General features: G+C 63.6%; 18 protein-coding genes. 10 read left to right on the top strand and 8 right to left on the bottom strand.

Translation table 11 applies throughout. The features are described from left to right. Positions 1-1392: an efflux transporter outer membrane subunit gene (locus BR71_RS20420; RefSeq protein WP_244269675.1), complete on the top strand. Its 1392-nt coding sequence runs from the start codon at positions 1-3 to the stop codon at positions 1390-1392. Between the two features lie 432 nt (positions 1393-1824). Beyond that, positions 1825-2697: a CRH family carbapenem-hydrolyzing class A beta-lactamase gene (gene blaCRH, locus BR71_RS20415; RefSeq protein WP_043641620.1), complete on the top strand. Its 873-nt coding sequence runs from the start codon at positions 1825-1827 to the stop codon at positions 2695-2697. Between the two features lie 32 nt (positions 2698-2729). On the opposite strand, the gene BR71_RS20410 is transcribed toward blaCRH, so the two are convergent. Further along, positions 2730-3590, bottom strand: coding sequence for a methionyl-tRNA formyltransferase (locus BR71_RS20410; RefSeq protein ID WP_043641619.1), 861 nt, complete (start codon positions 3588-3590; stop codon positions 2730-2732). A 312-nt stretch (positions 3591-3902) separates the two neighbouring features. Here BR71_RS20410 and BR71_RS20405 point away from each other — a divergent pair, with 312 nt between their 5' ends. The 5 genes from BR71_RS20405 to BR71_RS20385 all read left to right on the top strand — a co-directional run bounded on the left by BR71_RS20405 (position 3903) and on the right by BR71_RS20385 (position 7306). Beyond that, a complete protein-coding gene (locus BR71_RS20405) occupies positions 3903-4544 on the top strand; it encodes a hypothetical protein (RefSeq protein WP_043641617.1) in 642 nt (213 codons plus the stop codon). Between the two features lie 65 nt (positions 4545-4609). Next, positions 4610-5044: a hypothetical protein gene (locus BR71_RS20400; RefSeq protein ID WP_043641616.1), complete on the top strand. Its 435-nt coding sequence runs from the start codon at positions 4610-4612 to the stop codon at positions 5042-5044. A 145-nt stretch (positions 5045-5189) separates the two neighbouring features. Next, positions 5190-6020 carry a diaminopimelate epimerase gene (dapF, locus tag BR71_RS20395; protein ID WP_043641614.1) on the top strand — a complete coding sequence of 277 codons (831 nt, stop codon included), beginning with the start codon at positions 5190-5192 and terminating at the stop codon, positions 6018-6020. A 66-nt stretch (positions 6021-6086) separates the two neighbouring features. Further along, positions 6087-6740 (top strand): DUF484 family protein, encoded by a 654-nt coding sequence (locus tag BR71_RS20390; protein WP_043641613.1) that lies wholly within the window; start codon positions 6087-6089, stop codon positions 6738-6740. Next, the gene (locus BR71_RS20385; RefSeq protein ID WP_043641611.1) at positions 6737-7306 is read left to right on the top strand and encodes a hypothetical protein; all 570 of its coding nucleotides are present in this window, start codon (positions 6737-6739) and stop codon (positions 7304-7306) included. Before BR71_RS20390 ends, BR71_RS20385 begins: the two co-directional genes overlap by 4 nt. Positions 7307-7394: 88 nt before the next feature. Here BR71_RS20385 and BR71_RS20380 read toward each other — a convergent pair whose 3' ends face one another. From BR71_RS20380 to BR71_RS20350, 7 genes are all read right to left on the bottom strand, one after another. Continuing rightward, positions 7395-7964, bottom strand: a complete 570-nt coding sequence (locus tag BR71_RS20380; RefSeq protein ID WP_043641610.1) for a YceI family protein — start codon at positions 7962-7964, stop codon at positions 7395-7397. A gap of 44 nt (positions 7965-8008) precedes the next feature. Further along, positions 8009-8566, bottom strand: a complete 558-nt coding sequence (locus BR71_RS20375; protein ID WP_043641609.1) for a YceI family protein — start codon at positions 8564-8566, stop codon at positions 8009-8011. Beyond that, positions 8563-9126 carry a cytochrome b gene (locus BR71_RS20370; protein WP_019102586.1) on the bottom strand — a complete coding sequence of 188 codons (564 nt, stop codon included), beginning with the start codon at positions 9124-9126 and terminating at the stop codon, positions 8563-8565. The genes BR71_RS20375 and BR71_RS20370 overlap by 4 nt, the downstream gene beginning before the upstream one ends. 260 nt (positions 9127-9386) lie before the next feature. Continuing rightward, the gene (locus BR71_RS20365) at positions 9387-10352 is read right to left on the bottom strand and encodes an ABC transporter permease (protein WP_043641607.1); all 966 of its coding nucleotides are present in this window, start codon (positions 10350-10352) and stop codon (positions 9387-9389) included. Further along, positions 10352-11458 carry an ABC transporter permease gene (locus BR71_RS20360; protein ID WP_039755570.1) on the bottom strand — a complete coding sequence of 369 codons (1107 nt, stop codon included), beginning with the start codon at positions 11456-11458 and terminating at the stop codon, positions 10352-10354. Before BR71_RS20360 ends, BR71_RS20365 begins: the two co-directional genes overlap by 1 nt. Continuing rightward, on the bottom strand, positions 11455-12984 hold the full coding sequence (locus BR71_RS20355) for an ABC transporter ATP-binding protein (protein ID WP_043641605.1): 1530 nt from the start codon (positions 12982-12984) through the stop codon (positions 11455-11457). Before BR71_RS20355 ends, BR71_RS20360 begins: the two co-directional genes overlap by 4 nt. Positions 12985-13102: 118 nt before the next feature. After that, positions 13103-14107, bottom strand: a complete 1005-nt coding sequence (locus BR71_RS20350) for a BMP family lipoprotein (RefSeq protein ID WP_107732355.1) — start codon at positions 14105-14107, stop codon at positions 13103-13105. 459 nt (positions 14108-14566) lie between these two features. Between BR71_RS20350 and BR71_RS20345 the strand changes: the two genes are divergently transcribed. Genes BR71_RS20345 through BR71_RS20335 form a run of 3 tightly spaced genes read left to right on the top strand, consistent with a single transcriptional unit; the run spans position 14567 to position 16779 of the window. Further along, positions 14567-15334: a tRNA pseudouridine(65) synthase TruC gene (locus BR71_RS20345; RefSeq protein ID WP_019102591.1), complete on the top strand. Its 768-nt coding sequence runs from the start codon at positions 14567-14569 to the stop codon at positions 15332-15334. A gap of 21 nt (positions 15335-15355) precedes the next feature. Further along, on the top strand, positions 15356-16204 hold the full coding sequence (locus BR71_RS20340; RefSeq protein ID WP_043641603.1) for a 23S rRNA (adenine(2030)-N(6))-methyltransferase RlmJ: 849 nt from the start codon (positions 15356-15358) through the stop codon (positions 16202-16204). 20 nt (positions 16205-16224) lie between these two features. After that, positions 16225-16779: a thymidine kinase gene (locus tag BR71_RS20335; RefSeq protein ID WP_043592251.1), complete on the top strand. Its 555-nt coding sequence runs from the start codon at positions 16225-16227 to the stop codon at positions 16777-16779. Positions 16780-16852: the final 73 nt, after the last annotated feature.

The raw sequence follows: 16852 nt of genomic DNA, 5'->3' as shown, positions 1-16852 counted from the left end.
ATGAAAACACTAAGCCTTACGCTGGCCTGCGCGCTGCTGTTGGCCGGCTGCGCGCTGGGCCCGGACTATGTCACACCCAAGCTGGACGTGCCGGCGGCCTATAAAGAGGATGGCCGCTGGAAAAGCGCCCAACCGCAGGATGCCCTGCCCCGCGGCGACTGGTGGCGCATCTATCAAGACCCGCGGTTAGACCAGCTGATGGACACCCTGAACCGGCAAAACCCCAGCATCGCCCAGGCCGAAGCGCAATACCGTCAGACCCAGGCGCTACTGAAACAGGCCGAAGCCGGGCTGTTCCCCAGCCTGGGGCTCAACGCAGGCCAAAGCCGCGGCGTCAACGCCCCCGGCCAAACCGCTTCCACCAGCTACAATCTGAGCGCCAACGCCAGCTGGGAACTGGACCTGTGGGGCGGCCTGCGCCGTTCGGTGGAAGCCGGTTCCGCCAAAGCCCAAGCCAGCGCCGCGCAACTGGCGGCGATACGCCTCAGCACCCAGGCGCAGCTGGCCACCGCCTATCTGCAGATCAGCGTCGCCGACCTGCAACTGCGGCAACTACAGGCCAATGAACAAGCGCTGGCGGAAACGCTGAAGCTGACCCGCAATCAATACCAGGCCGGCATCGTTTCCGACGCCAACGTGGCCCAAGCCGAAAGCCAATGGCAAAGCGCTCAGGCGCAGCGGGCGGACAAGCAACTGACCCGCGCCCAGCTGGAGCACGCCATCGCCGCCGCGCTGGGCCAGACGCCGGCCAGCTTCAGCCTGCCGGCGGCCGGCACCGAACCGCGCTTGCCCAGCATCCCCGCCGGCCTGCCCTCGCAACTGCTGGAGCGCCGCCCGGACATCGCCGCCGCGGAACGCGCGGTGGCGCAGGCCAACGCCCAAATCGGCGTGGCCCAGGCCGCCTTCTTCCCCACCCTCACCCTGTCCGCCAGCGGCGGCTACCGCGGCGCCAGCTTCGCCGACTGGGTCAGCCTGCCCAACCGCGTCTGGTCGCTGGGCCCGGCGCTGGCGCTCAGCCTGTTCGACGCCGGCCTGCGCAGCGCCCAGAAAGAACAAGCCATCGCCGCCTACGACGCCAGCGTGGCCGGCTACCGCCTGACCGTGCTGTCCGCCTTCCAGAGCGTGGAAGACAATCTGGCCGCGCAAAGACTGCTGGGCGAGGAAGCAGCCTCCCAACAAGCCGCGCTCGACGCCGCCCGGCGCGCCGAAACCATCGCGCTGAATCAATACCGCGCCGGCACTGTCAGCTACCTCAATGTGCTGAGCGCGCAAAGCGGCCGCATCAACGCGGAAACCACGCTGTGGAACGTGAAAAACCGGCAATACGCCAGCAGCGTGGCGCTGATCTCCGCGCTGGGCGGCGGTTGGCAGGAGACGACGCCCGTTCCGTAGCTCGCGGCCGCACGCAGGGCGGGAGGAGCCGTAGGCGATACCCCACAGCGGTTTCTGGGCTTCGCCTGCTCCAGCAGCGCGCCGTTTCACCGTGGGTCGCGAGATTGCAAGATCAGCCCGCGCCCTCCCTCTCACACGGCATGGTTCAAGGCCGTGGCCGCCTTCTCGCGAACATTGTCCAGCACGCCGGGCTAGTCCTCCATCGCCCAACGCGCAAGCGGCTCAAGCCGGCATGAACTCTCCGCCTCCAAAACCTGCTTACAATCCGCTACGCGTCGCCGATACAACGTTGAAAACAGGTTCTAACGCCCCCGCCTCAATCCCCGGTCCGCCTCATAAAGTTACACAAGTTACAGTTTTCGCGATTTACAGACTACCCCTTCGCCATCAGGATAGCGCCACACTTTCCAACCAGGCAAAAGGAGCAAAACCATGTTCAAGCATCTGATTTTATTAGCGTCTCTAACCGCGCCGCTAACCCAGGCCGTTGCGGCGGATCCGCTCTCCGTCGCCGCCGACAAGCTGGCCAAACTGGAACGCGACTTTGGCGGCAGCATCGGCGTCTACGCCATCGACACCGGCTCCGGCGCCACCGTGGCCAACCGTCCCAACGAACGCTTTCCCCTGTGCAGCTCTTTCAAAGGCTTTCTGGCGGCGGGAGTGCTGGCGCAAAGCCAAGACAAGCCCGGCCTGCTGGACAAACGCATCCGCTACAGCAAGGCGGCTCTGCCTAATTGGTCCCCGATTACCACCAAACACCAGGCAAGCGGCATGACCGTGGCCGAGCTCAACGCCGCCTCCGTGCAATACAGCGACAACGGCGCGGCCAATCTGCTGCTCAAGGAAATCAACGGCCCCGCCGCGCTGACCACCTTCATGCGCTCCATCGGCGACGCCAGCTTCCGCCTGGATCGCCTAGAACCGGAACTGAACTCCGCCATCCCCCGCGACCCGCGCGACACCTCCACGCCCAAAGCGGTGGCGGAAAGCGCGCAAAAACTGGCGCTGGGCAAGGCGCTGCCGGAACCGCAACGCCAACAGCTGGCGGACTGGCTGAAGGGCAACACCACCGGCAACGCCAGAATCCGCGCCGCGGTGCCGGCCGGCTGGGAAGTGGGGGACAAAACCGGCACTTGCGGCGTCTACGGCACCGCCAACGACTTCGCGGTGATCTGGCCGCCCAAGCGCGCGCCCATCGTGCTGGCGGTCTACACCAAGCACGCCAAGAAAGAAGCCAAGCACAGCGACGAAGTGATCGCCGCCGCGGCGCGGGCGGCGCTGGAAGCCTTTAACGTGAAGAAATAAGATGTGAACAGGCGCGGCCGAAGGGCCGCGCCTCACCCACGCAAGCGGCCGCTAACGCCGCCGGGCGGGTTCAAGCTCCATTCGCTGATCAGCACCATGCCGTCGGCGGCGGCCACCAAGAGGCTCAGCGCATTGGACAAAATCAAGGACCCCGGCGGGTAGGCGTGGCTCTCGCGCCATCCTTGGGCGCGGTGCACGTGCACGATGACGCCGTTGACCGTGGCCATGCATTCGAAATCGCCAAAGGCCCGGACGCGGCGCATGATGTCTTCCACCGACAGATTGAAATCCAGCATCCTCTCTTCGTCCCTCCACAGCGGCCAGTAGCTGCTGCCCTCTCCTTGCGGCTGCGCCTGCTCCCACAAAGAAGCGAAGTCGCCGGCCACCCGCCCGGCCAGCCGGTACAGCGCCAGTTGCAGTTTCGCGTCCAGCGATTCATGGGTTTCGTCCGGCCTCAGCGCGAACTGTTCCTGCGCCAGCACATCGCCGGCGTCCATTTCCCGAGTCAATTGGTGGCAGCTGCAGCCCCATTGCCGATGACCGTCCAGAATCGCCCTCACCATGGGGTAAGGCCCGCGGCCGATGGGCAGCGGCGACGGATGGAAGTTGACCGCGTAATTCAGATAAGGCTCCCAGTCCGGCACCCGCCAGTTGTAACTGGCCACCAGCAAGGCTTCGCAGTCCTGCTCGGCCAGCTCCAGCAAATCGCGTTCGCGCATCCGCGACAATTGCACCGGCACGCCCAAGCGCTCCGCCGCCTCCAATGACTCTTTGTGGTGATGCATGCGATGGTCCACCGGGGTACAGAACAGCTTCAACGGCTGCCAGCCGGCATGCAGGAAGACGTCCAGTACCGGCTTGAAGCGGTCGGACAAGGTAATGGCAAAACGCATGGCGGCATCCCGGCAATTTAGAGGGCTGATTTGTTTATATCAAGACCATCCATGCCCAGCAGGACACCTAATGGAAATTAACAGAATCTCGCCTGCCCGCTGGCACGCCGCTTGCATCTACCCGCTAGCCAAACCCTTGTTTTGACGCGATAACAGGCTAAACCCGCCGCCTTGCGGCAATCCTGTCCGCCACAGCGGCATGGATTGCCGCCCGTGCCGGCAAACGTCGAAACCGGGGCGGCGAATGGGAGTCGAGCTGCTCCGTGAAGCTCACGACCGACACTCCACCATAGACTTTGCGGGAGATTATCCATGTCAGTCAGCAACACAAGCGGCATCGACGCCAGCGGCAACGCCTGGCAACAACGGCGGGCCGTTCACCAGCAGCGCCACCAAGATTTCCTGGCCATGATCAACGATGTGCGGCAAGGCAATCTCAGCGGCGCGCAGCAGGCGCTCGCCAGCCTGCAGTCCAACTTGCCCAACGCGAGCGCAGTCAGCGGCACCGGCGCGAAGAGCGGCAGCACCCAGGATTTCGCCAGCCTGATCAATTCCATGCAGACCGACGGCAGCGTCGCCAGCGCCGGCAGCAGTTCAAGCACTAGCTCCGCCAGCGCCGGCAACGACATGACCCTGCTGTTCAATCAGATGCTGAGCCAGTTGCAGATGAGCAGCCTCGGCGGCGCCAGCGACGGCGATACCGACGACGCGCTGAGCGCGCTGACCGGCGCCTCGGCGGCCACTTCGCCCAGCGCGCTGTTCAGCAATCTGGGTCAGGACCTGAGCAGCAGCAACCTCAATCAGGCGCGGCAGGATTATCAGCAATTGCAGCAGGACTTGCAGGCTAACTCGCAACAGAGCCAGCCCGCTCATCATCGCCACCATCATCATCATGGCGGCGGCCAGGTTCAGGCTGCGCTGAATGCCTACCAGGCTAATAGCAGCGCTTGCTGAGCCCGCCATCTTCCCAGGCCCGGCCCTGCGCCGGGCCTGTTTCATTGACTCTTGCGCACACTGATATGAAAGTTCACTCCACTTCCTTCCAGCCGCCCATCCCCGCTCAAGCGACGACAGCGCCGGCAGATGCCGCCTTCACCCCCTCCGCGACCGCGCCGGCCACTCCTGAGCCGGCTCAACAGCCGGCGCAGGCTGGCCGCCCCCGCCTGGACATGGCCACGCTGGTACGGCTGCTGCTGATGCAAATGCAGCTCAAGCTCAGCCAGCCCGGCGACGCCGCCGAAGACACCCTCAAGCTGGCCACCGGACAAGATGCGCTAGCGTCCTCGTCCGGCTCGCTGATCGACGATATCAGCCAGACCGCCGCCGCCGACGCGCAAGCCGCCGCCGTCCAGACAGGCGACGAGGCCATGCCGCAAACCGCCGCGTCCAGCGCGGCCCTGCAGGCCTACGCCGGTACCGAAGCCGCGCCCGGCAAGCCGCTGGCCAGCGCCTGAGCGCGCGCCTGTACCTCTATCTACGCCACTGTGCTAACCTGCCTTATTGGCGGCGGAGCCCCGTCCGCGCTTTGGCGCGCACGGCTCCCCGCCCGACCGCCGGCCCGGCAACGGGCCGATTGTTCACGCAGAATCTGGCGCGCCAATGAAATTGCACTTCACCAAAATGCACGGCCTCGGCAACGACTTCATGGTTGTCGACGGCGTGAGTCAAACCGTCCCCTTGAACGCGGAACGTATCCGTCAGTTGGGCGATCGCCACTTCGGCATCGGCTTCGATCAGTTGTTGCTGGTGGAGCCTCCACACTCTCCGGACAACGATTTTCGCTACCGCATCTTCAATAACGACGGCGGCGAGGTGGAACAATGCGGCAACGGCGCGCGCTGCTTCGCCAAGTTCGTGTCCGACCGCGGCCTGACCGCCAAATCGCGAATCCAGGTGGAAACCGCCAAGGGCGTGATCGCGCCGGAATACCTGGGAGAAGGACAAGCGCGGGTGGACATGGGCCGGCCGCGATTCGCTCCGGACGAGATTCCGTTCCAGGCCGAGCGCGAGGCGGTGTGCCACGATTTGCAAGTCGAGGATGCGACCTTGTCGGTCAGCGTGGTGTCGATGGGGAACCCCCACGCGGTGCAAGTAGTCGCAGATGTAGCCTTGGCTCCCGTGACGCGCCTCGGCGCGGCCATCGAAAACCATCCCCGCTTTCCGGAACGGGTCAACGCCGGCTTCATGCAGGTGGTGGCGCGCGATGAAATCCGCCTGCGCGTGTTCGAACGCGGCGCCGGCGAAACGCTGGCCTGCGGCACCGGCGCCTGCGCGGCGGTGGTGGCCGGCATCCGCCGCGGCCTGCTGGACCGGCGCGTGCGGGTGCACACCCGCGGCGGCGAACTGACGGTGGAATGGCCGGCCGACGACGCCGCGGTAACCATGACCGGCCCCGCCGTCACAGTGTTCCAGGGCGAAATCGAGATTTAACGGCCCGCTCGGCTCAGAGCGGCAGCGGGCTCGCAACAACAACACAGCCGTAAGGGGTTATGAATTATGCAGACAGATGATGTGCTGGCGTTTTTGGACCAACACCCGGACTTTCTCGCCCATCACGCCGAAAGGCTTGGCCTGAAGCCGGGCGGCGCGCCGCAAGACCGCGTGGTGGTCTCGCTGGCGGAACGCCAAATGCTGGACCTGAAGGACCGCAACCGGCAGTTGGAGTCCCGCTTGCAGCAATTGATCCGCCACAGCGAAGCCAACGACCGCATCATCGCCAGCGCTCATCAACTGGGGCTGACGCTTCAGGCCTGCCGGAGCCTGCAAGACGTGCTGAACGCCCTGCCCGCCTGCTTCGCCGAGCATTTCAAGCTGAAGCGCGTGGCGTTGCGGCTATGGCATCCGGCGGCGGAATCCGCCGGCCCGGCCTACGACGCCCGCAGCGAGGTGGCCGCGTTGGCGCGCAATCTCTCCGCGCCCTATTGCGGCCCCTACGTCAACGACGACGTGCTGGCCTGGTTCCCCGCCGCGCCCGTGCTGCAGTCCTTCGCTCAACTGGCGCTGCGCGACGGCCAGGGCCAGGCCTTCGGCCTGCTGGCCCTGGCGTCGGACGATCCGCAACGCTTCACCTTCGACATGCACACCCACTACCTGGCCCAGATAGGCGAGCAAGTGTCAGCCGCGCTGACTCGCGTGTTGGAGGTTCAATGACGGCAACGCCCACTGGTTGGTTTCTGCTCTCCCTGGTCGCGCTGTTCTATCTGCACATTCTGTGGCGGCTGATCGCCAGCCGCGACGGCATCGCCCAGCTGTGCTTCGCGTCGTCTTTCTTCATCCTGGCGCTGATCTTCCGCGCGGACCCTTTCCTCACCGCCTTGTCGCCGGTGCTGCTGCCCTTCTGCTACGCCTACGCCTGGCTGGGCATCACGGCCGTGCTATGGTCCGCCAGCAGCCTGAAAGTCAGCCGGCTTGGCCTGGCCTTCCCCGAACGCCAGCCGCAGCTGGCGGCGCTGATGGCCAGCCAGCTCAGCCTGCATCTTGGCATCGTCGCGTTTTCGCGGCTGCTGGATTGGCGGCCGCTGCTGTCCTACCTGATGGCCCCGCCTCTGATCATGGTCGTCAGCTACGCCGGTTACCGCGCGCTGTTGTTCGTGATGCGCCGTCAGCCGGAAGCGCGCCTGCCCTGGACGGTGTTCGGCGGCATGACCGTGATCAGCCCCTTGTTGGTGATGTGGCTGTCCGACTGGCTGGCCCCCATCGTGCTAAGCCTGACCTGAACGGTGTCGCCGGCATGAAAAAACCCGAGTCCTTCGACTCGGGTTTTTTTGACGCCGGACACGGGTTCCGGCGCTTTATCGAATCCGCTTACTTCTTGCCGGCTTCGATGGCAATGGTCAATTGCAGATCGTCGCCCACCGCCGGCACGTAAGCACCAACGCCGAACTCGCTGCGCTTGATGGTGGCGGTAGCGTCAGCGCCGCACCACGGCTTCTTGGCCATCGGATGGGAATCCACGCACTTGAAGTTGGTCACGGTCAGCGTCACCGGCTTGGTCACGCCGTGCAGGCTCAGTTGGCCGTCCACCGCCGCCAGCTTGTCGCCGTTGAAGGTGAACTTGTCGGATTTGAACGTGATGGTCGGGTACTTTTCAACGTCCAGGAAATCCGGGCTGGCGATGTGCTTGTCGCGCGCAGCCCAGCCGCTGTCGTGGCTGGCGGTCTTGATCACGATGTCCACCGAGCCGGTTTTCTTGGCCTGGTCCAGCACCACGGTGCCCTTGGTGTCGTTGAAGCGGCCGCTCAGCGTAGAGAAGCCCAGGTGGCTCAGCGAGTAGCCGGCATGAGTGTGCGAGCTGTCCACTTCGTAAGTGACCGGGGCGGCTTGCGCGCTGCCCAGCACACCCAACGTCATCACGGCGGCAAACAGAGTTTTCATTTTGGTCGTCACGTCGGTTTTCTCCAGGGTAAGGAAAGGCAAGATCACTTGCCGGTCAGAACGAATTTGTATTTGACGGTCACCAGGTCGGCGATCGCTTCGGTGTCGTCCCAAGCGCCGTCGCCCACTTTGAATTGCAGACGGTTCAGCGGGAAGCTGCCTTGCAGCGTGGTCTCATTCCCTGCGCTGGCGGCGGTGAAGGTGGACACCACCTCGCGGCTAATGCCCTTCAGGCTCAAGGTGCCTCGGGTTTCGAACTTGCCGCCGCCCAAGGCCTTGACCGTTTTTGCGGTGAAAGTCGCCTTGGGCAGGCTGGCGATATTGAAGAAGGACGCGCCGCGCACGGTGGTATTGCCGTCGGCGCTGCCCACGTCCACGCTGCCCAGGTCCACGGTGAACACCGCCTTGGTGGCCTCCGGCTTGGCCGCATCAAAACTGACGTTGGCGGCGAAACTCTTGAAGCGGCCTTCGGTCGGCACGTTCATTTGCTTGAAGGTAAAGCCCAGCGTGCTCTTGGCCGCGTTCAGGGTTTGCGCGGCCTGAGCCGGCGCCATGGCCAGCGCCACGGCGGCGCTCAGGGCGAGAGAAGTCAGAAATTTCATGCTTGAGGATCTCCTTTGCGACAGGACGGCAGCATCCGCGCCAGCGTGGCGTCGCGATCGATAAAATGATGTTTCAAGGCCGCCAGCGCGTGCAGGCCGACGATGGCGACGATGGCGTACGCCATCAGCGCGTGGCTCCAGCCCAGCACATGGCCCAGCGCCTCGTTCTTTTCCACCAGGTCCGGCAATTGCACCAAGTTGAACCACACGACCGGGTAGCCTTTGGCGGAGCTCATCAGCCAGCCCACCAGCGGCATCGCCAGCATCAAGGCGTACAACAACAAATGAATCAGCCCGGCGGCTTTAAGCTGCCAGGCCGGCTGCCCCGGCAAAGGCGCCGGCGCGCCGCGACGGGCGCGCCAGATCAGGCGCAGCACGGCCAGCGCTAGCACGCTGATGCCCACCCATTTGTGCCAGGCGATCAAAGAGGCTTTGAGTTTGAAGCTGGCCGGCGATGTGATCTGCATGCTGTTGAAGTACCAGCCCATGATCAGGGCGGCAATGATCAACAGCGCAATCAGCCAGTGCAAGGCAATCTGTGTGGGACTGTAGCGTTGCATCGAATTCCTTATTACAAATGAGCGGCAAATTAAAACCTGTCATGCCGGTTAATCATAAAAGCGCGGCCATTGCCGTCATAGCGAAATTATTAGCGCAAAAGATTCAAATTTTCTGAACAACCGCCAGGCAATACAATGGCAATTGATATTGGGAATCACTATGAATAACAAACGACGGCAAGGTTCCCGTATGCGATATAAAACAAAAAACCGCCAGGGGCAAAGCCCGCTGGCGGTTTCTAGCCTGTCTCAAAAGCCGGTTAACGGCTCTTGACGAAAGGTATGCCTATCGCTTTGGGCGCCACCGCCCGGCCAACGAAGCCCGCCAGCAGCAACACAGTCAGCACATAGGGGATGACCGCGATCGCTTGCGACGGGATCTGGCCGATGCCTGGCAGCGCCACGCCTTCCAGGCGGATCTGGATGGCGTCGGCAAAAGCGAACACCAGGCAGCCCAGCACCGCCGGCAGCGGTTTCCACTTGCCGAAAATCAGCGCGGCCAGCGCCAGGAAGCCCTTGCCCGCGGTCATTTCCTTGATGAAGCTGCCGGTCTGGTACACGGACAGATAGGTGCCGGCAATGCCGCACAGCACGCCGCCCCAGAACAAGGCGGTGTAGCGCACCTTGGCCACCGAGATGCCGGCGGTATCCGCCGCGTGCGGGTTCTCCCCCACCGCGCGCAGACGCAGACCAAAGCGGCTCTTGTACAGCACCCAGGTCACCAGCGGCACAATCAAGAACAAGGTCAGATACACCAGGATGCTATGGCCGGACAGCAGCTTGCTGTACAGCTGGCCCAGCAGCGGCACGTCGCGCAGCTCATGGGCGAACGGCAGCGCGATCTCGTGGAAACGCCCCTCGTCCGGCAGCTGCGGGGTGTTGCCGCCCTGCTGGAACCAGGCCAGGCCCAACACCGGGGTGATGCCGGAGGCGACGGTGTTGAGCGCCATGCCGGAAATCAGCTGGTTGCCGTTATACGTGACCGACACAAAAGCGTGGATCATCGCCATCGCCACCGAGGCGGCAATGCCGCAGGCCATGCCTATCCACGGGTTGTGGGTGGCGAAAGCCGCCGCGGCGGCGGCGAAAGCCGCCACCAGCATCTTGCCTTCCAGGCTGATATCCACCACGCCGGAGCGCTCGGAGAACATGCCGGCCATCGCGGCCAGGATCAACGGTGTGGCCACGCGCAGCGTGGAATCGAGCAGACTGAAGAAGATTTCCATTATTTGTCGTCCTTGCGCTTGAACAGGCCGGCGATGAACGGCTCGAACAGGTTTTCCAGCGCGCCGCAGAACAGGATGATCAGACCCTGAATGAAGATGATCATCTCGCGGGTGATCATCGGCTTCTCGAAGGACAGATCGGAGCCGCCCTGCGTCAAGGCACCAAACAACAGCGCGGACAAGATAATGCCCACCGGGTGGTTTCGGCCCATCAGCGCCACGGCGATGCCGACGAAACCGACGCCGTTGGTGAACATCACGTTCATCCGGTGGGCGGAGCCCATCAGCTCGTTGACCGCGGCCAGACCGGACAGCGCGCCGGACACGCACATGGCGATAATGATGACGCGGCTGACGCTCATGCCGGCGTAGCGGGCGGCCGGTTCGCTGGTGCCCACGGTGCGCAGTTCGAAGCCCCAGCGGCTATGCCACACCACCAGGTAGAACAGCGCGGCGGCCAGCAAGGACATCACGAAAGTCAGGTTCAGCGGCGAGGTGGGAATCTCCACGCCAAAGCGCGCCGCCAGCTCATGGATGGCGGGAATCCAGGCCGCCTGGCCGAATTCGCGCGTGGTCGGGTTCTGGGAACCGGCTTCGATCAAATGATGGCTGATCAGGTACAACATCAAGGAGTAAGCGATGAAGTTGAACATGATGGTGGTCACCACGATGTGGCTGCCCCGCTTGGCCTGCAGCCAGCCCGGCACAAATGCCCAGGCCGCGCCGAAGCCCATCGCCGCCAGAATGGCCAGCGGCACCAGCACCGCCGGCGGCAGGCTGTGGTCGAAGCCCAGCACCACCAGAGTAACGCCCAGGCCGGCCAGGTAGGTCTGGCCCTCGCCGCCGATATTGAATAGACCGGCGTGGAAGGCGGTGGCCACCGCCAGGCCGGTGAAGATGAAGCCGGTGGTGTAGAACAGGGTGTAGCCTATGCCCTCGCCGTAGCCGAAAGCGCCGTTGATCAGCAGCTTCAGGCATTCCCAAGGGTCTTCGCCTATCAACCAGGTGACCAGGCCCGTTACCAGCAAGGCCGCCAATAGATTAAGCGCCGGCAGCACCGTCAGCTGCGCCCAGCGCGGCAAGGTGGAAGGTTGTCCGAATTTCAATGCTTGTGCCCCCCCATCAGCAGGCCCAGCGAAATGGTGTCGGCGTCCTTGGCCGCCACTTCGCCGGTGATCTGTCCGCCGGCCATGACCAGGATGCGGTCGGCCAGCGCCAGGATTTCTTCTAGTTCAACTGAGACCAGCAAAATGGCCTTGCCCTCGTCGCGCAGTTCCACCAGCCGCTTGTGAATGAATTCAATCGCGCCGATGTCCACGCCGCGCGTCGGCTGGCCGATCAGCAGCAGGTCGGGGTTGGCGTGGATTTCACGCGCCAGCACCACTTTCTGCTGGTTGCCGCCGGAAAGCAGGCCCACGCGCAGCAGCGGGTTGCCCGGACGAATATCGAATTGCTGGATGAAGTCGCGAGTGCGCGCCAACAGCCGCTTGCGCGAGTACCACGGCCCGCGGCCCAGGCCGGTTTCGCCGTGATAGCCGAGGATGGCGTTTTCATAGCTGGAGAAAGCCTTGACCAGGCCTTCGCGCGAGCGGTCTTCCGGCACGTGGGCAATGCCCAGCTTGCGGTAAAGCGCGGCACGCGGCTGAGCCCCGCAACGGCGGCGCAGCAAATCCTCGCCCTTGTAGGCCATCTCGCCGGCGCTAGGCTCTTGCATGCCGGCCAGCACTTCCAATAGCTCGGATTGGCCGTTGCCGGACACGCCGGCAATGCCGACGATCTCTCCGGCTCGCACTTCGAAATTCAGTTGATCCAGCAGCTTGACCCCGCGCGCGTCGGTCAGACACAGATTCTTGACGCTGAGCACCGCCGCGCCCGGCTCGCGCTCGGCCTTGTCCACTTTCAGGCTGACCTTGCGGCCCACCATCAGGTCCGCCAGCTTTTCCTTGTCCACGTCGCAGGTGGCGACGTTGGCCACCACGGTGCCGGCGCGCATCACGCTGACGCCGTCGGTGATGTCCATCACCTCCCGCAGCTTGTGGGTGATCAGGATCACGGTCTTGCCCTGCGCCTTCAGCGAACGCAGGATGTGGAACAGGTGGTCCGCCTCCTGCGGCGTCAGCACCGCGGTGGGCTCGTCCAGGATCAGCACGTCGGCGCCGCGGTACAAAGCCTTGAGGATTTCCACCCTTTGCTGCAGGCCCACGCCCAGATCGCCCACCAGCGCGTCCGGATCCACCTCCAGCGAGTAATTGCGGTTGAGCTCTTTCAGATGCTCGCGGGCCTCGTCCAGCCCTTTTTTCAGCACCAGGCCGCCTTCGGCGCCCAGCACGATGTTCTCCAGCACGGTAAAGGTGTCCACCAGCATGAAATGCTGATGCACCATGCCGATTCCCAGCTCAATGGCTTCCTGGCTGTTGCGGATCGGCGCTTCCTTGCCGTTCACCCGGATGGCGCCGCTGTCGGCCTGGTAATAGCCGTACAGAATGCTCATCAACGTGGATTTACCGGCCCCGTTTTCGCCGATGACGCCATGGACAGTGCCCTTGGCGATTTTCATCGAGACGTCGCGGTTGGCTTTGACGGCACCAAAACTCTTGTTGATGCCCGCCAGCTCAATGGCAAACTCGGTCATGCTTATTCATATTCCCTGGTTAGGGTCAGTCTGATTCCGCTCCGGCATGAACAAACAGGCACGATGAAGTTCATCGTGCCTGCGTCCCCGAAACGGATCAGGGAAAACTCAACTCAGCTTATTGCACCGGGCAGCTGTTGTTGGAGCGGTAATCCACCACCTTGATCTTGCCGCCGATGATGTCGGCCTTGGCCGCGTTGATCTTCTTCTCCATCGCCGGAGTGATCACTTTGCGGTTGTTGGCGTCCAGTGCCCAATCCACGCCGGCTTCCTTCAGGCCCAGAATCTTGACTTCCGGCTTCCAGGAGCCGTTCTTGGCGTCCTTGAAGGTGTTGAACACCGCCACGTCTACGCGCTTGACCATGGAAGTCAGCACCGAACCCGGGTACAGGTGGTTCTGGTTGCTGTCCACGCCGATGGAGTACTTGCCGGCGGCCTTGGCGGCTTGCAGCACGCCCAGGCCGGTGCCGCCGGCCGCGGCGAACACCACGTCCACGCCGCGGTCGAACTGGCTCTTGGCCAGCTCAGTGCCGCGCGCCGGGTCGTTAAAGGCCTGCGGAGTGGTGCCGGTCATGTTCTGGATCACGCTGGCGTTCTTGTTGGTGAACTTGACGCCCTGCACATAGCCACAGCCGAAGGCGCGGATCAGCGGCACGTCCATGCCGCCGACAAAGCCCACCTTGCCGCTCTTGGACGCCATCGCCGCGGCCACGCCGGTCAGGAAGGCGCCTTCCTGTTCCTTGAACACAATGCTCTGCACGTTGGAACCTTTGGCCACCGCGTCGATCAGAGTGAACTTGACTTTGGGGAATTCCTTGGCAACGGTTTCCACCGCCTGGGTGAAGGAGAAGCCGATCGCCACCACGATGTCGGCGTCGCGGCGCGCCATATTGCGCAGCAGCTGCTCTTTCTGGGCTTCGGACGCGATCTGACCGTCGCGGTAGTTGATCTTGAATTCCTTCTTGAAACGCTCGGCGCCGTTGTACGCGGATTCGTTGAAGCTCTTGTCAAACTTGCCTGCCATGTCGTAAACCACGGCGGGCGAGAACTCTTTGGCGAAGGCGGAGGTGGACAGCACCGCTGCCGCTACGGCAAAGCTCATTCGTTTCAGCTGGATTTTCATCTCTATGACTCTATGGAGTTTGTTGGTCAACCCGCACGCCGATCACCCCCTGTGGTTCCCGTGCCGTGCAGCGAAGCAAAGCGTCCGCCAGCCTCTCGTCATGTAGCGTCGCAACTACACGCCAGGTTGCGCGGATGCGGTCCTGCCGCAATCCCGTGGCAAACGGGATCGCAATCGGCACAGACGCCGCCCTGTCATTCTTGTTTGAGCGCGCCGAATTGTAATGACGCACCCATGGACTGTAAACAACTTCCTCTCTACTTTGAAATATCATGTCGCAACGAAAGCCGGCAAAGCCCGAGCCCGCGCACAAAAACGCCAATAGCATGCCAAAACCTTGTTGTTTTCGCGTAATCGAAGCACAAGACATAAAACTACAGCACAGCGGCATCGCCCGCCTTCCAAAGCAGCCCGCCAGCGCCTACAATGCCGGCCTCCCCACCCGTTTCCACCCGCTCCATGCTGCCCATTCTCTACCGCGACGACCGCCTGATCGCCATCCATAAGCCCTCCGGCCTGCTGGTGCACCGCACCGCGCTGGACCGCAACGAAACTCGCTTCGCCGTGCAGTTGCTGCGCGACCAGATCGGCCAGCGCGTCTACCCGGTGCACAGGCTGGACAAGGGGACTTCCGGCGTGCTGCTGTTCGCGCTGGACAAGGACATGTGCCGCGAGATGAGCTGGCAATTCGAACGCCAGCAGGTGGACAAGCGCTATATCGCCGTGGTCCGCGGCCACACCGACGACGCCGGCCATATCGACTACCCGCTCAGCCGGCGCCCGGACGACCTGGAATGGATAGGCGAGACCGTGGACACCGCGCCGCAGGCCGCCGTCACCGACTACCGCACGCTGGCGCGCATCGAACTGCCGATAGAGGTGGAACGCTACCCCAGCAGCCGTTACAGCCTGCTGGAGTTGACGCCGCACACCGGCCGCCGCCACCAGTTGCGCCGCCACCTGAAGCACATCGCCCACCCCATCATCGGCGACGCCACCCACGGCAAGGGCCGGCACAACCGCATGTTCGCCGAACATTTCGGCAGCCGGCGCCTGCTGCTGGCCTGCGTCGCCATGCAACTGAGCCACCCGGACAGCGGCCAGCCGCTCTTGCTGCAAGCGCCGCCGGCGGACGACTTCATGCAGCTGGCGGAACAGCTGGGCTGGCGCGCCGCGCTGGAGGACGCGCTGCGCGGCCACGCCGAATCCGGTACAATCCGCGGCTGACAAACGCCATATCCCGCAGCCATGCTCAGTTACCGCCACGCCTTTCACGCCGGCAACCACGCCGATGTGCTCAAGCATCTGATCCAGATCGAACTCCTGAACTACCTGGGCCAGAAAGCCAAGCCCTATTGGTATATCGACACCCATGCCGGCGCCGGCGCTTACTCGCTGGTGGAAGGCTACGCCACCAAGAACGCCGAATTCGAATCCGGCATCGCCCGGCTGTGGCGGCGCGACGATCTGCCGGAAGCGGTCGCCAACTACGTCGAGGTAGTGCGCACGCTGAACGCCGACGGCGAACTCAAGCTCTACCCCGGCTCGCCGTGGTGCGCGGCGGAAGTGATGCCGGCCAGCGACAAGCTGCGCCTGTTCGAACTACACCCCACCGATCACCAGTTGCTGGCCGACACCTTCGCCGACGCCGGCCGCCGCGTGCAAATCCAGCAGGCCAACGGCTTCGAGGCGATCAAGGCCATTCTGCCGCCACCGCCGCGCCGCGCCCTGGTGCTGATCGACCCGCCCTACGAGGACAAACGCGACTACCAGCACGTAATCACCGCTCTGAAAGAAAGCCTGAAGCGCTTCGCCACCGGGGTCTACGCCGTCTGGTATCCCTGCCTGCAGCGCGCGGAGATGAAGGAACTGCCCAAGGAAATGAAGAAGCTGGGCGCCAAGAATTGGCTGCGCGCCGAATTGCACGTGCAAAAGCCGTCCAGCGACGGCTTCGGCATGCACGGCAGCGGCATGTTCATCCTCAACGCGCCGTGGACGCTGCCGCAGACGCTGCGCGAAGTGCTGCCCTACCTCGCCCAGCATCTGGCGCAAGACGCCGGCGCCAGCTATGTGCTGGAAACCGGCGGCGACCTTTAAGCCCCACCGAGAACGCATCGATGGCAAAACTCTTTTTCCGCTACGCCGCGATGAACAGCGGCAAAAGCACCCAGTTGCTGCAAATCGCCAACAACTACGAATCCATGGGCAAGACCGTGGCGCTGTTCACCAGCGCCATGGACGACCGTTACGGCTTCGGCAAAATCACCTCGCGCCTTAATCTGCAACGCGACGCCCGCACCTTCTCGCCGGAACTGAACTTCCTGGCCGAGGACTTCGGACAGACCGCCTGCATCTTGATAGACGAAGCCCAGTTCATCACGCCGGAACAAGTGCATCAGCTGCACGAGCTGGCTCACACCCGCAACATTCCGGTGATCTGCTTTGGCCTGCGCACCGACTTCCGCGGCGAACCCTTCCCCGGCTCCGGCATGCTGCTGGCCCTGGCCGACGAAATCGAAGAGATCAAGACCATTTGCGAATGTGGCAAAAAAGCCACCATGCACATCCGCATCGACGCCGACGGCCGCCGCGTCAAGGAAGGCCCTCAGGTGGAAATCGGCGGCAACGCCCGCTACCGCGCGGTTTGCGCCCGTTGCTTCTACCGGCTCTGAAGGCGCCGCCCGCTCGCCGAAACCCGCCCGCGTCAGCGGGCTTTTTTTGCGCTCGCCGCCGCCACTCGCAAAA

It is taken from the genome of Chromobacterium haemolyticum DSM 19808 (genome assembly GCF_000711885.1).
GTDB lineage: Bacteria > Pseudomonadota > Gammaproteobacteria > Burkholderiales > Chromobacteriaceae > Chromobacterium > Chromobacterium haemolyticum.
This window is presented reverse-complemented; position numbering and strand designations above follow the sequence as displayed.

What these genes read in the sequence shown, in the direction of transcription:
- blaCRH (WP_043641620.1), top strand. Translation starts at nt 1,825, where the DNA reads ATGTTCAAGCATCTGATTTTATTAGCGTCTCTAACCGCGCCGCTAACC.
- BR71_RS20345 (WP_019102591.1), top strand. Translation starts at nt 14,567, where the DNA reads ATGCTGCCCATTCTCTACCGCGACGACCGCCTGATCGCCATCCATAAG.
- BR71_RS20380 (WP_043641610.1), bottom strand. Translation starts at nt 7,964, where the DNA reads ATGAAAACTCTGTTTGCCGCCGTGATGACGTTGGGTGTGCTGGGCAGC.
- BR71_RS20390 (WP_043641613.1), top strand. Translation starts at nt 6,087, where the DNA reads ATGCAGACAGATGATGTGCTGGCGTTTTTGGACCAACACCCGGACTTT.
- BR71_RS20410 (WP_043641619.1), bottom strand. Translation starts at nt 3,590, where the DNA reads ATGCGTTTTGCCATTACCTTGTCCGACCGCTTCAAGCCGGTACTGGAC.
- BR71_RS20420 (WP_244269675.1), top strand. Translation starts at nt 1, where the DNA reads ATGAAAACACTAAGCCTTACGCTGGCCTGCGCGCTGCTGTTGGCCGGC.
- BR71_RS20365 (WP_043641607.1), bottom strand. Translation starts at nt 10,352, where the DNA reads ATGGAAATCTTCTTCAGTCTGCTCGATTCCACGCTGCGCGTGGCCACA.
- dapF (WP_043641614.1), top strand. Translation starts at nt 5,190, where the DNA reads ATGAAATTGCACTTCACCAAAATGCACGGCCTCGGCAACGACTTCATG.
- BR71_RS20350 (WP_107732355.1), bottom strand. Translation starts at nt 14,107, where the DNA reads ATGAAAATCCAGCTGAAACGAATGAGCTTTGCCGTAGCGGCAGCGGTG.
- BR71_RS20375 (WP_043641609.1), bottom strand. Translation starts at nt 8,566, where the DNA reads ATGAAATTTCTGACTTCTCTCGCCCTGAGCGCCGCCGTGGCGCTGGCC.
- BR71_RS20335 (WP_043592251.1), top strand. Translation starts at nt 16,225, where the DNA reads ATGGCAAAACTCTTTTTCCGCTACGCCGCGATGAACAGCGGCAAAAGC.
- BR71_RS20340 (WP_043641603.1), top strand. Translation starts at nt 15,356, where the DNA reads ATGCTCAGTTACCGCCACGCCTTTCACGCCGGCAACCACGCCGATGTG.
- BR71_RS20385 (WP_043641611.1), top strand. Translation starts at nt 6,737, where the DNA reads ATGACGGCAACGCCCACTGGTTGGTTTCTGCTCTCCCTGGTCGCGCTG.
- BR71_RS20370 (WP_019102586.1), bottom strand. Translation starts at nt 9,126, where the DNA reads ATGCAACGCTACAGTCCCACACAGATTGCCTTGCACTGGCTGATTGCG.
- BR71_RS20400 (WP_043641616.1), top strand. Translation starts at nt 4,610, where the DNA reads ATGAAAGTTCACTCCACTTCCTTCCAGCCGCCCATCCCCGCTCAAGCG.
- BR71_RS20355 (WP_043641605.1), bottom strand. Translation starts at nt 12,984, where the DNA reads ATGACCGAGTTTGCCATTGAGCTGGCGGGCATCAACAAGAGTTTTGGT.
- BR71_RS20405 (WP_043641617.1), top strand. Translation starts at nt 3,903, where the DNA reads ATGTCAGTCAGCAACACAAGCGGCATCGACGCCAGCGGCAACGCCTGG.